12 protein-coding genes are annotated in these 12,292 nt (G+C 64.2%); 6 read left to right on the top strand and 6 right to left on the bottom strand.

Features of this window, described 5'->3' with window-relative positions; genetic code table 11:
- Window positions 1-30: 30 nt before the first annotated feature.
- The 3 genes from ACXAEH_RS13205 (at window position 31) to ACXAEH_RS13195 (ending at window position 3,317) form a co-directional block, all read left to right on the top strand.
- Window positions 31-921 (top strand): lysostaphin resistance A-like protein, encoded by an 891-nt coding sequence (locus tag ACXAEH_RS13205; RefSeq protein WP_475033368.1) that lies wholly within the window; start codon window positions 31-33, stop codon window positions 919-921.
- Window positions 922-984: 63 nt separating this feature from the next.
- A complete protein-coding gene (gene accD, locus ACXAEH_RS13200; protein WP_475033366.1) occupies window positions 985-1,932 on the top strand; it encodes an acetyl-CoA carboxylase, carboxyltransferase subunit beta in 948 nt (315 codons plus the stop codon).
- A gap of 116 nt (window positions 1,933-2,048) precedes the next feature.
- Window positions 2,049-3,317 (top strand): bifunctional folylpolyglutamate synthase/dihydrofolate synthase, encoded by a 1,269-nt coding sequence (locus ACXAEH_RS13195; RefSeq protein WP_475033364.1) that lies wholly within the window; start codon window positions 2,049-2,051, stop codon window positions 3,315-3,317.
- A gap of 164 nt (window positions 3,318-3,481) precedes the next feature.
- Here the strand turns inward: ACXAEH_RS13195 and ACXAEH_RS13190 are convergent, their stop codons facing one another.
- Window positions 3,482-4,387, bottom strand: coding sequence for a bestrophin family protein (locus tag ACXAEH_RS13190; RefSeq protein WP_475033363.1), 906 nt, complete (start codon window positions 4,385-4,387; stop codon window positions 3,482-3,484).
- Window positions 4,384-5,457 carry a cell division protein ZapE gene (gene zapE, locus ACXAEH_RS13185; protein ID WP_475033362.1) on the bottom strand — a complete coding sequence of 358 codons (1,074 nt, stop codon included), beginning with the start codon at window positions 5,455-5,457 and terminating at the stop codon, window positions 4,384-4,386. Before zapE ends, ACXAEH_RS13190 begins: the two co-directional genes overlap by 4 nt.
- Window positions 5,458-5,602: 145 nt before the next feature.
- Between zapE and ACXAEH_RS13180 the strand changes: the two genes are divergently transcribed.
- Both ACXAEH_RS13180 and ACXAEH_RS13175 read left to right on the top strand, forming a co-directional pair.
- Complete coding sequence (locus tag ACXAEH_RS13180) at window positions 5,603-6,562, top strand: DUF6161 domain-containing protein (protein WP_475033360.1); 960 nt, start codon at window positions 5,603-5,605, stop codon at window positions 6,560-6,562.
- A gap of 114 nt (window positions 6,563-6,676) precedes the next feature.
- On the top strand, window positions 6,677-7,918 hold the full coding sequence (locus ACXAEH_RS13175; RefSeq protein ID WP_475033359.1) for an MFS transporter: 1,242 nt from the start codon (window positions 6,677-6,679) through the stop codon (window positions 7,916-7,918).
- A 104-nt stretch (window positions 7,919-8,022) separates the two neighbouring features.
- On the opposite strand, the gene ACXAEH_RS13170 is transcribed toward ACXAEH_RS13175, so the two are convergent.
- The 4 genes from ACXAEH_RS13170 to ACXAEH_RS13155 are packed head-to-tail and all read right to left on the bottom strand — an operon-like array spanning window position 8,023 to window position 11,528.
- Entirely contained in the window at window positions 8,023-8,958 is a 936-nt protein-coding gene (locus tag ACXAEH_RS13170; protein WP_475033357.1) for an alpha/beta fold hydrolase, read from the bottom strand.
- On the bottom strand, window positions 8,955-9,872 hold the full coding sequence (locus ACXAEH_RS13165) for an ornithine cyclodeaminase family protein (RefSeq protein ID WP_475033356.1): 918 nt from the start codon (window positions 9,870-9,872) through the stop codon (window positions 8,955-8,957). Before ACXAEH_RS13165 ends, ACXAEH_RS13170 begins: the two co-directional genes overlap by 4 nt.
- A 53-nt stretch (window positions 9,873-9,925) precedes the next feature.
- Window positions 9,926-10,546 (bottom strand): HAD family hydrolase, encoded by a 621-nt coding sequence (locus ACXAEH_RS13160; RefSeq protein WP_475033354.1) that lies wholly within the window; start codon window positions 10,544-10,546, stop codon window positions 9,926-9,928.
- Between the two features lie 19 nt (window positions 10,547-10,565).
- Window positions 10,566-11,528: a DMT family transporter gene (locus ACXAEH_RS13155; protein WP_475033352.1), complete on the bottom strand. Its 963-nt coding sequence runs from the start codon at window positions 11,526-11,528 to the stop codon at window positions 10,566-10,568.
- A gap of 416 nt (window positions 11,529-11,944) precedes the next feature.
- On the opposite strand from ACXAEH_RS13155, the gene ACXAEH_RS13150 reads away from it, so the two are divergent.
- A complete protein-coding gene (locus ACXAEH_RS13150) occupies window positions 11,945-12,283 on the top strand; it encodes an NIPSNAP family protein (protein WP_475033350.1) in 339 nt (112 codons plus the stop codon).
- The last annotated feature ends 9 nt before the right edge of the window (window positions 12,284-12,292 follow it).

Genomic DNA, 12,292 nt, shown 5'->3' with positions numbered 1-12,292 from the left:
GATTTGGCGGCCAAACACCGGGAGAGCAGCATGCAGCACGGGCACGGTTATAGGGCGCATGAGGCCCTGGTGCGTTTTGCCCGGGCGCGGCCCGAGCTGTGGCGGCTGCTGCTGGGGCTGCTGCTGGTGGCCTCGGTCAGCTTTGCGATGACGGCGGCGCTGCAGGTGACGGTGGCCGGGCTGTTTCCCGGCGCCTGGCTGCAAGGCCTCGCCGATGGCAGCAATCCGGGCGCGATGCTGGTGCTTTTGGGCAGTTTTGCCTTTCTGGCGCTGGGCGTGGCCATGGCCGCCCGCCTGTTCCACCAGCGCAGCTTTGCCACTGTCACCGGCCATCTGAAGCCGCTGGTGTGGCAGTTCGGCCAGGTCAGCGTCTACCTGCTGGGCCTGATGCTGCTGCTGATGGCGCTGCCGCCCTACAGCATGGGGCCGCCGATGACCCCGAATCTGCCGTTCTGGACCTGGCTGGGCATCCTGCCCCTGGCGGTGGCCGGAGTGCTGGTGCAGACCGGCTCGGAAGAGATCCTGTTCCGCGGCTACATCCAGCAGGCGCTGGCGGCGCGGTTCCGGCACCCGGCGGTGTGGCTGCTGGCGCCCTCGGCGCTGTTCGCACTGGGCCATTACCTGCCGTCCGAGGCCGGCGGCAATGCGCTGGCGATTGCCATCTGGGCGGGGACCTTCGGCTTGCTGATGGCGGACCTGACAGCGCGGGCCGGCACCCTGGGCCCGGCGATGGCGGTGCATTTCTTCAACAACGTCACCGCGCTTTTGCTGTTCGCCTCGCCCACCAGCCTGAACGGGCTGGCGCTGTACCTCATTCCCTTTGACATGGCGGACGTTCAGGCCCTGCGGCCATGGATGGCGGTGGATTTTCTTCTGATGCTGGTCAGCTGGCTCTGTGCACGGCTTGCCATACGCCGCTGATTGCAATTGCGGCAAATGCGCCTTATCTGGGGGGCAAACCGCGCCCCCGGAGAGGCAAGCAATATGAACTGGATCACCAACTACGTCCGGCCCAAGATCAATTCGATCTTTTCGCGCCGCGAAGTGCCCGAGAACCTTTGGCAGAAATGCGATGAATGCGGCACCATGCTTTTTCACCGCGAGCTGAGCGACAATCAGAACGTCTGCACCAGCTGCGGCCATCACATGCATATCACGCCGCGCGACCGCTTTACCGCGCTGTTTGATGGCGGTGTGTTCACCGAGGTCGCGGTGCCGGAGCCGCTGGCCGATCCGCTGAAGTTCAAAGACCAGAAGAAATACCCCGAGCGGATCAAGGCGGCGCAGAAGAAGACCGGCGAGAAAGACGCGATGCTGGTGGCTGCGGGCGAAATCGGCCGCACGCCCATCATCGCGGCGGCGCAGGACTTTTCCTATATGGGCGGCTCGATGGGCATGTTCGTGGGCAATGCCATCATCGCCGCGGCTGAGGAAGCGGTGAAGCTGGGCCGCCCGCTGGTGCTGTTCTCCGCAGCCGGCGGCGCCCGCATGCAGGAAGGTATCCTGTCGCTGATGCAGATGCCGCGCACCACCGTGGCGGTGCAGATGCTGAAAGAGGCGGGCCTTCCTTACATCGTCGTGCTGACCCATCCGACCACCGGCGGGGTGACCGCCTCCTATGCGATGCTGGGCGATGTGCATATCTCCGAGCCGAATGCGCTGATCTGCTTTGCCGGGCCGCGGGTGATCGAACAGACCATCCGCGAGAAGCTGCCCGAAGGCTTCCAGCGCGCCGAGTACCTCTTGGACCACGGCATGCTCGACCGGGTGACCCCGCGCACCGAGATGCGCCAAGAGCTGGTCACCATCATCCGCATGCTGATGGGCCTGCCGCCGCAGGTGGTGGGCGATCTGCCTTCTCCTGAGGAAGAGGCCGCCAAAGCCGCAAATGCGCCGGCCGATGGCGTTCCTAGCGAAGAAGCCGCCGAATAAACCGGTTTAGATAGACCCGCCCGTCCGTCAGGCCGGGCAGTGCCCGTCCCGCCTTCCCACAGGGCGGGACGTTTGCATATTGAAGACCCTGAGACCCTGTTGCCAGAGAGCCTGCCATGACACAGACCTCCGACGCGATCCTCGCCCGCATGATGGCGCTGCACCCCAAGATCATCGACCTGACGCTGGACCGGGTCTGGCGGCTGCTGGCGGCCTTGGACAACCCGCAGGACAAGCTGCCGCCGGTGATCCACCTGGCCGGCACCAACGGCAAGGGCTCGACCCAGGCGATGATCCGGGCGGGGCTCGAGGGCATGGGCAAGAGCGTGCACGCCTATACCTCGCCGCATCTGGCGCGGTTCCACGAGCGGATCCGGCTGGCGGGGGAGCTGATTTCGGAGGCGCATCTGTCTGAGGTGCTGGACGAGTGCTATGCCAAGAACGGCGGCGAGAACATCACCTATTTCGAGATCACCACGGTGGCCGGCCTGCTGGCCTTTGCCCGCACGCCTGCGGACTGCACGCTGCTGGAGGTGGGCCTGGGCGGGCGCCTGGATGCAACCAACGTCATCACCCCGGAACTCAGCGTGATCACCCCGGTCTCGATCGACCATGAGCAGTTCCTGGGTGATACGCTGGCCAAGATCGCAGGCGAAAAGGCCGGTATCATCAAACGCGGCGTGCCGGTTGTCGTCGGCCCCCAGCCCGAAGAGGCGATGGACGTGATCGAAGCCACCGCCGCCCGCCTTGGCGCGCCGGTGATGGCCTATGGCCAGCACTGGCATGTGCACGAGGAGCACGGGCGTTTGGTGTTCCAGGACGAAAACGGTCTCTTGGACCTGCCGCTGCCCGCGCTTCTGGGCGCGCATCAGATCCAGAACGCCGGTGCGGCGCTGGCAGCACTGCGCCACCTGGGCGCCGATGAAGCCGCCTGCGAAGCCGCAATGCAGAACGCCGAATGGCCCGCGCGGATGCAGCGCCTGAAAAACGGTCCGCTGGTCGCGGCAGCACCGCAGGCTGAGCTGTGGCTGGACGGCGGCCACAACGCCGCCGCGGGCATCGCGCTGGCGGATGTGCTGGCGAAACTGCCGGCACGCCCCACGCACCTCATCTGCGGTATGCTGAACACCAAGGACGTGACCGGCTATATGCGCCCGCTGGCGCCGCATGCTGCAAGCCTGACCGCGATCTCGATCCCGGATGAGGTCAACACCCTGAGCGCCGAAGACACTGAAGCGGCGGCCAAGGCCGTGGGCATGGAAGCAACCACGGCGCAAAACACTCAGGCCGCCCTGGAGGCGATCCTCGCCAAGGACCCGCAGGCGCGCGTCCTGATCTGCGGCTCGCTTTACCTTGCGGGCCATATCCTGCGGGAAAACGGCTGAGGCGCCCCGGCGGGGGGAGCACTCCCGCCCGCTTGGGACCTTGCGGTCCACGCGATTGGGCCCGGCGCCGCTGGCGCGGCGCGGCCCGCTGCCTCTTTCTGGTCAAAAATACTCCGGGGGTGAGGCCGTCAGGCCGAGGGGGCAGCGCCCCCTTCCCGCCGCCCCTAGTCCAGAACGTAATCCACCGGCTCAAGCCTGGGCGGCGCTTCGCGGCCCAAGGCGTTGCAGACGGAGATTTCCATCACCCGGCACAGGGCGCTGAGCGGCACCGAATTGGCCTGTTTGCGGAACGGGTGCTCCAGCTCATGGGTGACCTCGGCCAGGCCGAAGAACACATAGGCCACCACCGCCGCCACCAGCGGCTCGAACCAGCCCGCACTGTCCAAAAGCGCAAAGGGCAGGAGCAGGCAGTAAAGATACGTCGTGCGCCAGACCAGCAATGAGTAGACGAAGGGCAAGGGCGTGGTCAGCAGCCGCTCGTTGCCGGCCTGGGCGGCGGGGAAGGCCGCCAGCCGTTCGGCCAGGGCACGCTGGCCGAAACCGTCGATGCGGCCGTCCTCTGCCATTTCGCGCAGCCGGGCGGCGATGCCGCGCAGGGCGGCGTTGGGGCTGTTTTCCGCCTGCATCAGCTGGTCTGCCGCCTGGGGCCCGACCCAATGCTGCACCGTGTCCCGTACCTCGTCGCCGCGCAGCTGGGCGCGGTGCAGGTGGTGAAAGGCAAGGATGCGGGTCAGGATGAAGTCTTCGTCCGGCCCCTTGCCCGCAAAGATCCGCAACTCCTGCGCCAGGCTGCGCACATCGGAGACCATGCGGCCCCAGATCCGCCGCGCCTCCCACCAGCGGTCATAGGCGGCGTTGTTGCGGAAGCTGAGAAACAGCGACAGCGACAGGCCGAAAACCCCCATTGCAGCAATGGAAATCTGGGGCATTGCAACAACGTAGCGATCAAGCACCAGCACCAGGAGCGCCCAGAGCGCGGCGCCGATGATGTTGGGCAGGATGCGCGGCACCACGGATCCGTTCAGGATCAGGAAGATCTCCCAGCGGCTGGGCGTGTCGCGGACGATCATAGGTCCGCGGCTCCCCAGTCCTTGTCCTGCATTTCCCGCAGCCGCGAAGCGGTGCGTTCGAATTCAAAGGTGCCTTCGCCCTCGACATAAAGCATCTCGGGCTGCGCCGCGGCCGAGCAGATCAGCCGTACCTTTGCCTCGTAAAGCGCGTCGATCAGGGTGACGAAGCGCTTGGCCTCGTTGAAGTTGTTGCGCGAAAGCCGGGGGATGTCCTCCAGCACCAGCACCTTCACCTCCCCGGCGATGGCGAGGTAATCGCCCGGCCCCAGCATCTTGCCGCACAGGTCGTAGAAGCTGGCCCGTGCCACCCCGTTGCGGAAGGCGGGCAGGGTGACTTCGCGGCCCTTCACCTCCAGCGTCAGCGGCTGTGCCGGCCCGCCGGACAGATCGGTCCAGATGGCCCGGATCTGCGCCCGGGCCTCGGCATCCACCGGCGCGAAATAGACCTGCGCGCCGGTCAGCCGGTGCTGGCGGTAGTCGATCGGGCTGACCATCTCATGCACATCCATCTGCGCCTTGATCAGATCGATGAAGGGCAGGAACAGCTGCCGGTTCAGCCCGTTTTTATAAAGGTCGTCCGGCACCCGGTTGGAGGTGGTGATCACGGTGACACCGGCGGCAAACAGCGCTTCGAACAGACGTCCGACGATCATCGCGTCGGTGATGTCGGTGATCTGCATTTCGTCAAACGCCAGGAGCCGCACCGACTCCGCCACCGCCTGGGCCACGGGCGCCAGCGCGTCCTCGACCCCGTTCTGGCGCGCTTCGTGCATCTGGGTGTGGATTTCCTGCATGAAGGCGTGGAAATGCACCCGGCGCGAGGGGATGCCGGTAAGGCTGTCGACAAACAGGTCCATCAGCATCGACTTGCCGCGCCCGACCCCGCCCCAGAGGTAGAGCCCCTTGACCTGTTCAAACTCTGCCTTGCGGAAGAAACCGCGCTTCACCGGCGGCGCCTTGAGGCCTTCGGCGATGCGGTCGAAATGAGGAAGGACGGCCTCCTGGGCCGGATCGGGCTTCAATTCGCCCGCGTCGATCTTCTGCCGGTAAAGCGTGCTCAAATGGGTCATGGGAAAGGCTTATCTCGCAAGCAAGTCGATGAAAAGCATGTCCTTCATGATTGTCTGGTGACAGGCAGCGGGCAGCGCTCTAGAGTTGAAAAAGAACCAGCGGCAAGACCCCAGGATAGTTTAAAAGTCAAAGATTGAGTTCCAGGTGGATAACGACTCCAAAAACAGTAAGCCAAGTTCAGCTCCTCAAGAAAACTACCTTGAAGAAAAATCGCAGGCTCATGGGAGAAGCCAAAACGCGTTGGCTTCCGGAAGCCCGTTTAAACCTATTGAAAACGCGCTTGCAAAAGCACCATTCAATACTGCCTCTGAGGTTGAATTGCTGCGAGCAGAGGTCTCGAATGCTCGCAAAGAATGGTCAAAGCTTCGTGCAGAGTTTTCGGATCTTCAGCAAGATCTCAAGATCGCATTGAATAGTCAGCAGACCCTTCAAGAAAAGCTTAGCAAAGGTGACGCAGACCTATCCTCTAGGCTATCGTATTTTGTGACAAGTACCGAAGAGCGCAAACAACTACTTTTGACGGAGTTTTCTGATGGGTTGGAGGCCGCGCAAGCGGCGTTTTCCGAACAACAGGCCATCCGCCGTCCCGTCGAACTCTGGAAGGATAAGCAAGCAGAGCACGAGAAGGCCAGAGATGAGAGCTTCAAATGGTTTCAAAAGGGCATAGTAGCTTTGGCCTTACTTGTAGGAGTGTTCGTGTTTTCGATCATAACGTTTGCTTCGGAAATTGAACTGTTGTTGGTTCCATTCGGATGTGATCCTAGCGTTGAGGGAGCTAACTGTTCAGGGGTCAGCCTCAAGGGAATGTTGCTGGTTGCTTTGGTCTTGATATTGTTCACCATTTTGCTTTGGTTTGTTCGACTTCAAATGAAACTGTTCCTTGCCGAACGGCATCTGGCATTGGACGCAAGGGAACGATTGGCATTTGTTCAATCCTACATTGGTTTGATTCGTGAAGGGGATGTCTCGGAAGAAGCGAAGGAACAACGAGCCTTGGTCTACGCAGCGCTTTTCCGCCCCGCCAGTGATGGCACGGTCAAAGAAGAAGGTGGATTGGATCCTTCAGTCGCCGCGGCGCTGTCCAAGTTTCTGATAACGAAGTGAACTCTTAGGGGGCAAACCCTCACATCAATTCTCCTTAACCCTGCATCCAAAATTCCTGATTTGACGCCTGCCGCATAATCCCTGAAAGTTTCGCAGCTTGTCAGGAGAGAGCCCATGGACCGTTCCGCGCCGCTGTTTACCCCCGTTCTGATTGTCGGCTGCATCATCATCATGGTGAGCTTTGCGGTGCGCGCCTCCTTTGGCGTCTTTCAGATCCCGATTGCGGAGGAGTTCGGCTGGCTGCGGTCGGAGTTTTCCTTGGCGATTGCCATCCAGAACCTGGCCTGGGGCATCGGGCAGCCGATCTTTGGCGCCATTGCCGAGAAGATCGGCGACCGCAAGGCGATCATCATGGGGGCGGTTGTCTATGCTGCGGGGCTGGTGCTGAGTGCGGCGTCCACGACGCCGTTTGAGATGCAGTCTTATGAGTGGCTGGTGGGATTTGGCATTGCGGGCACCGGCTTTGGCGTGGTGCTGGCCGTGGTCGGGCGGGCCAGTTCCGACGAGAACCGGTCGATGTCTTTGGCGATTGTCACCGCGGCCGGGTCCGCCGGGCAGATCTTTGGCGCGCCGACGGCGGAGTGGATGCTGGGCTTTTTGCCCTGGCAGACGATTTTCCTGGTGTTTGCGGGCGTGGTGCTGGCGCTGATTGCGCTGTTGCCGCTGATGCGCGCGCCGGAGGCGGCCGGCAAGGCGGAGCTGGAGGAGAGCATGGGCGCGATCCTGATGAAGGCCTTCAAGGATCCGTCTTATACGCTGATCTTCCTGGGCTTTTTCAGCTGCGGCTATCAGCTGGCCTTTGTCACCGCGCATTTCCCGGCCTTTGTGACAGAGATGTGCGGGCCGATCCTGCCGGGCGGGGCGCTGCATTCGATCGGCATCACCACCACCTCGGCGCTGGGCGCCGCGGCGATTTCGCTGATTGGCGCCGCCAACGTGGGCGGCACCCTGCTGGCGGGCTACCTGGGCAAGCGGTATTCCAAGAAATACCTGCTGGCAGCGATCTATACCGGGCGGACGATTGCGGCGGCGGCCTTCATCATGTTCCCGATCACACCGCTGAGCGTCATCATCTTCTCGGTTGCCATGGGGTCGCTGTGGCTGGCGACGGTGCCGCTGACCTCGGGGCTGGTCGCGCATATCTATGGCCTGCGCTACATGGGCACGCTGTATGGCATCGTGTTCTTCAGCCATCAGCTGGGCAGTTTCCTGGGCGTCTGGCTGGGCGGGCGGATGTATGACGCTTACGGCGATTACACCTTTGTGTGGTGGATCGGCGTGGCGGTGGGGGCGTTCAGCGCCATTGTGCACCTGCCGGTGAAGGAGCGGCCGCTGCGGGCGGCGGCAGCGGCGTAACGCAGGCGGCAGCGATTGCGGCGGTCCGGGAAGCCGGGGCGCTGCCCCGGACCCCGAGGTATTTAGGACCAGAAAGAAGCAGAAGCTGTGCCTTGATCAGAGGCTCAGTTCAGGCCGCGGCGGTGATTTCTGGAGATGATCTCCAGCACCTGATCGGTGTGGGTATAGGGCAGGCCGTGGCCTGCGCCGGGGATTTCCTCCTGGCGGATGGAGCGGCCGTGTTCGGCAACCCGGCCGGCCGTGTTCGGCGGGATCACCGTGTCTTGCTGGCCCCAGACCGCCAGCACCGGTACCCCGGCCTGGTGCAGGCGGCGGTGATCGGCGGTGAAGTCCTCGTTCAGGATGCCGCGCAGCGAGGACAGCACCGCCGGGATGAAGCCGCGGTAGCTCAGTTCCTGCTGCTGCAGGTCGACGATGCCGGGCACCGAGCTGGGCAGCTTGCGTTCGGCATTGGTGCCGCGGATGTGCAGCGCGGGGTAGATTGCCTGCATCAGCCAGTCGCCCACGGCCGGCAATTGCCGCACCGCCCAGGTCAGCCGGCCCGGGCTGCTGCCGAAGCCCGCGGGCGCCAGCAGGATGATCTCGCGCACCCGGCCCGGGTGGGCCGAGGCAAAGGCGGTGGCGATGGCGCCGCCCATGGAATAGCCGATCAGGGTGAAATCCTCGCCCACTTGCTGATCCTCCAGCAGCTCTTCCAGCTGGGCGAGGAAGAAGGCCCGGTCCTGGCGGCCTGCGGGGCGGTCCGAGTAGCCGCGCCCGTAGAGGTCGTAGCTGAGCACCCGGTAGCCCATGGCGGCCAGGCCCTTGGCCACCCCGTCCCAGACAAAGGAGGGCGTGGTCAGCCCGTGCACGCAGACCGCCACGGGGCCGCGCAGGGGGCCGCTCCAGCGGTAGTGGGTGAGGCCGCCGGAGAGCTGTGCAAACGCGCCGGGAGCGCTTTGCCGGGCCTTGGCATTCATCGGCTTGCGCAGCTTTTCGCGCAGCAGCGGCACAATGATCAGGATCAGGACAAGGGCACTTAAAACCAGCGGCCAGCTCATGCGTGTTCCTTCCATTTCTGCAGGATGTGGTGGCTTGCCATCAGGTCGAGATGGGCGCCGCCGCCGTTCTTGAACAGGGTGATCCGGCCCGGGTCAAAGGCGGGGAAGCTGTCGAGGCTGTAGAAATCCGCCAGCACATCGCTGCGCTGGATGGTGCCCTCAGCCAGCGGGATCTTGAACTCGCCGATATGGTCCAGGGTGGTGTCGAAACTGTCGCAATAGATCTGCGCGCGTGTGAGCGCTTCGCCGTCGGCCTCGCGCATGTCGGGGCGGTAGGCGCCGATCAGGTTGAGATGCTGGCCGGGGCGCAGCCATGCGCCCTGGATCACCGGGGCGGAGGACATGGTGCAGGTGACGATGATGTCCGCGGCCCGAACCGCGCGTTCCAGGTCCGGCGCGGGTTTGGTGCCGGGGTACTGGGCGCAGAGGTCCTGGGCCTTGGCGCCGGTGCGGTTCCAGACCCGGATCTGCGCCTGCAGGAAGCCGGCAGAGAAGGCTTCGATCAGCGAGGCGCCGACGGTGCCGGCACCCACGATCAGCACCTCGCGGGCTGTGGGATTGGCCAGCCGCAGTGCGCCGAGCAGGCTGTCGCCCGCGGTCTTCCACTTGGTGACCAGGTGGAAATCCACCAGCGCCTCGGGCGTGCCGTTCAGATCGGAGTAGAGGCAGACCGCGCCGTTGATCATCGGCTTGCCGGCATCCCGGTTGCGCGGGAAGATGGTGGCGGTTTTTACCGCGATCCCCATCCCGTCGATCCAGGCCGAGCGGCTGAGCAGGGTATCGGGACCGCGGTAGAGAAAGGTATCGCCGATTTCCGCCTTGGGCAGGCTGTGGCCCCGGGCCAGGGCCTGGGTGAAGCTGATCCAGTCCAGAACCGCCTCGCCCTGGCTGAAGCTGATGAAGGGGATGCTCATGTCTTCTGTCTCTTGCCTCCGGTGCGGGCCGCCTTGCGCCCTCTGGTGCCGCTTCAGGCGGCCTCTTGTTCTGTCAGCAGCCGCTCCTGCACCAGCCGCGCCGCAAAGGGGGCGGGGGTGGTGAACAGATGGGTCTGCCAGCCGCGCGCCTGCGCAGCCGCGGTGTTTTCGGGGCGGTCGTCTGTGAACAGGAGGTTCTGCGGCGCCACTCCGGTTTTGCGTTCCAGAATGGCATAGATTTCCGGATCTGGCTTGATGCATTTCAGATGTGCGGAGATAAATGTGTGGTCGAAGCCACGTAAGAACGGGTAGGTGCCGCAGGCCAGGTCAAAGGTTTCGGCGCCGAAGTTGCTGAGGGCGCAGACCGGCACGCCCCTGGCCTGCAGCGCCCGCATCAGGCGGACGGAGTGCGGGATTTCCCGCGGCACCATCTGCAGCCAGCAATCGTGCCACCAGAGGATTTCCGCGTGCCACTGCGGGTGCTGTTCTGCCAGCCCGCGGATGGAGGCGCGGAACGGCGCGCCGCGGTCGATCTCCAGGTTCACGGCATGCAGCGGCACCTCGGCAAACAGCTGCCGGCGGCGGGTTTTGCCGATGCGGCTGTCGTAGAAGCGTTCCGGCTCCCATTCGATCAGCACGCGGCCGATGTCGAAGACGACGGCATCGATGGGCATGTGCAGGGGTCCTTCTGCGCTAGCCGTCGGCGCGCGGCCGGGGCCGTGCCGGCGGGCGGTTGCGGCGGGTTTCGCGCCAGACCGAGACCAGGCCGGAGGCGATGATCAGGCTGCTGCCGGCCCAGACGGCCGGGTCCGGCCATTCGTTGAAGATCAGCACGCCCCAGAAAACCGACATCGGCATGGCGATATATTCGAACGGCGCGGCCAGGGCGGCTTCGTTCAGGCGGTAGGCCTGGCTGACCAGGTAGCCGCCGATGGACCCCGCGAGGCCCGCGCCGATCAGATAAGGCCAGTCCTGGGGGGCAGGCCAGATCCAGGCGCGCAGGATGAAGTCGAAGGCGGGGCTGGAGCCGGTGGCAAAGCGGCCGTCGCCAAAGGCGAGGCCGGCCAGGGCGCTGACGGCCAGGAAGCCGAGCATCGGGTAGAAGGCGAGGGTGGCGCCGGCTTCCGAACTGCCGGCGCGGCGGGTCAGCACGTGCAGGGTGGCATAGCCGCAGGCGCCGAGGAGGGGCAGCAGCGCAGCGGGCTGGAAGGTGCCGGGGCCGGGGCGCATGATGATCAGCACGCCCAGGAAACCGGCACAGACCGCGCCCCAGCGCCAGGGGCCGGGACGCTCTCCCAGGAACAGGGCCGAGAGGGTGGTGACGATCAGCGGGGTGGCAAAGGCGATGGCGACGGCCTCGGCCAGCGGCAGGATGGCGAGGCCGGTGAAGAAACTGATATTGGCGAAGATCACCGCGCAGCAGCGCAGCAGATGCAGTTTCGGCTGATGGGTGCGCAAGAGATGGTAGCCGCCCTCCAGCGGGACGATCACCGCAAGCATGACAATCATCGCCACGATCGAGCGGAACAGCACCACCTCATAAAGCGGATAGCTGCCGGACAGGGATTTGACGATCATGTCGATGACGGAAAAGGCAACGCCAGCCCCGGCCGCAGCCAGCAGCCCCCAGGCATTGACCTGTGCCTGAGCGTTCATCGGGGATTCCGCCGGGGGAAAGTCGCGGGTTGCATGAAGGATCAGTGGCGCAAATGGCAGGGGCTGGCAATGGGGCGGAGGCCGGAAAAATGCAATTTTTCCGGGCAAAATTCTTGGCAAGAATTTTCCACCGCAGAACATGGAAGGGCTGTGAGCGGGGCAGGCGGCAAGGTTTATGCTGAGAAGCGGTTCAGGGGCAGCTGTGCCCCTGAACGCGCCTGTCCGAGCGTTTGACGGCCTGATCCCGCGTCAAGGCCAAGCCGTGCTGCGCACGGTCCGCTGGCGCGGAGCCTTGACCCGGGAGCAGGCCTGATGGCGCGCCTATTTACGTTTGCGAACAGGGGGATCACGCAATGTCATTGGGCAAGGCGGGCGCGTGGCTCTAGGTTGGCTGTGACCCGGAATATGAGGCGGCCATGATCACTTGCTACATCAGTTACGAAATTCACCCGGACAAGGTTGAGGCCTTTGAGGTCTACGCCAAGGCCTGGATCCCGCTGGTGGCGCGGTTCGGAGGAACGCATCACGGTTATTTCCTGCCGCATGAAAGCGCCAATGATCTGGCGGTGGCGCTGTTTTCCTTCCCCTCTCTGGCGGCTTATGAAGACTACCGCGCCAGGAGCTTTGAGGATGCCGATTGTCTGGCGGCGTTCCAATACGCCAAGGACAACGGCATTGTCCGGCGTTATGACCGGACATTCCTGCGCCCCGTTCTGGAGGGAGATCTGGCGCCGCTGAAAGCCGCGATGGCTTAGCGGCCCGTA

This window comes from Leisingera sp. ABM4_060 (assembly GCF_056158765.1).
The sequence above is the reverse complement of the archived record's forward strand: the minus strand, read 5'-3'. Positions and strand labels throughout refer to the sequence as shown.

Excerpts from the sequence above, each read along its gene's own strand:
- ACXAEH_RS13205 (WP_475033368.1), top strand. The coding sequence starts at position 31 with ATGCAGCACGGGCACGGTTATAGGGCGCATGAGGCCCTGGTGCGTTTT.
- ACXAEH_RS13155 (WP_475033352.1), bottom strand. The coding sequence starts at position 11,528 with ATGAACGCTCAGGCACAGGTCAATGCCTGGGGGCTGCTGGCTGCGGCC.
- accD (WP_475033366.1), top strand. The coding sequence starts at position 985 with ATGAACTGGATCACCAACTACGTCCGGCCCAAGATCAATTCGATCTTT.
- ACXAEH_RS13190 (WP_475033363.1), bottom strand. The coding sequence starts at position 4,387 with ATGATCGTCCGCGACACGCCCAGCCGCTGGGAGATCTTCCTGATCCTG.
- ACXAEH_RS13195 (WP_475033364.1), top strand. The coding sequence starts at position 2,049 with ATGACACAGACCTCCGACGCGATCCTCGCCCGCATGATGGCGCTGCAC.
- ACXAEH_RS13165 (WP_475033356.1), bottom strand. The coding sequence starts at position 9,872 with ATGAGCATCCCCTTCATCAGCTTCAGCCAGGGCGAGGCGGTTCTGGAC.
- ACXAEH_RS13150 (WP_475033350.1), top strand. The coding sequence starts at position 11,945 with ATGATCACTTGCTACATCAGTTACGAAATTCACCCGGACAAGGTTGAG.
- zapE (WP_475033362.1), bottom strand. The coding sequence starts at position 5,457 with ATGACCCATTTGAGCACGCTTTACCGGCAGAAGATCGACGCGGGCGAA.
- ACXAEH_RS13170 (WP_475033357.1), bottom strand. The coding sequence starts at position 8,958 with ATGAGCTGGCCGCTGGTTTTAAGTGCCCTTGTCCTGATCCTGATCATT.
- ACXAEH_RS13175 (WP_475033359.1), top strand. The coding sequence starts at position 6,677 with ATGGACCGTTCCGCGCCGCTGTTTACCCCCGTTCTGATTGTCGGCTGC.
- ACXAEH_RS13160 (WP_475033354.1), bottom strand. The coding sequence starts at position 10,546 with ATGCCCATCGATGCCGTCGTCTTCGACATCGGCCGCGTGCTGATCGAA.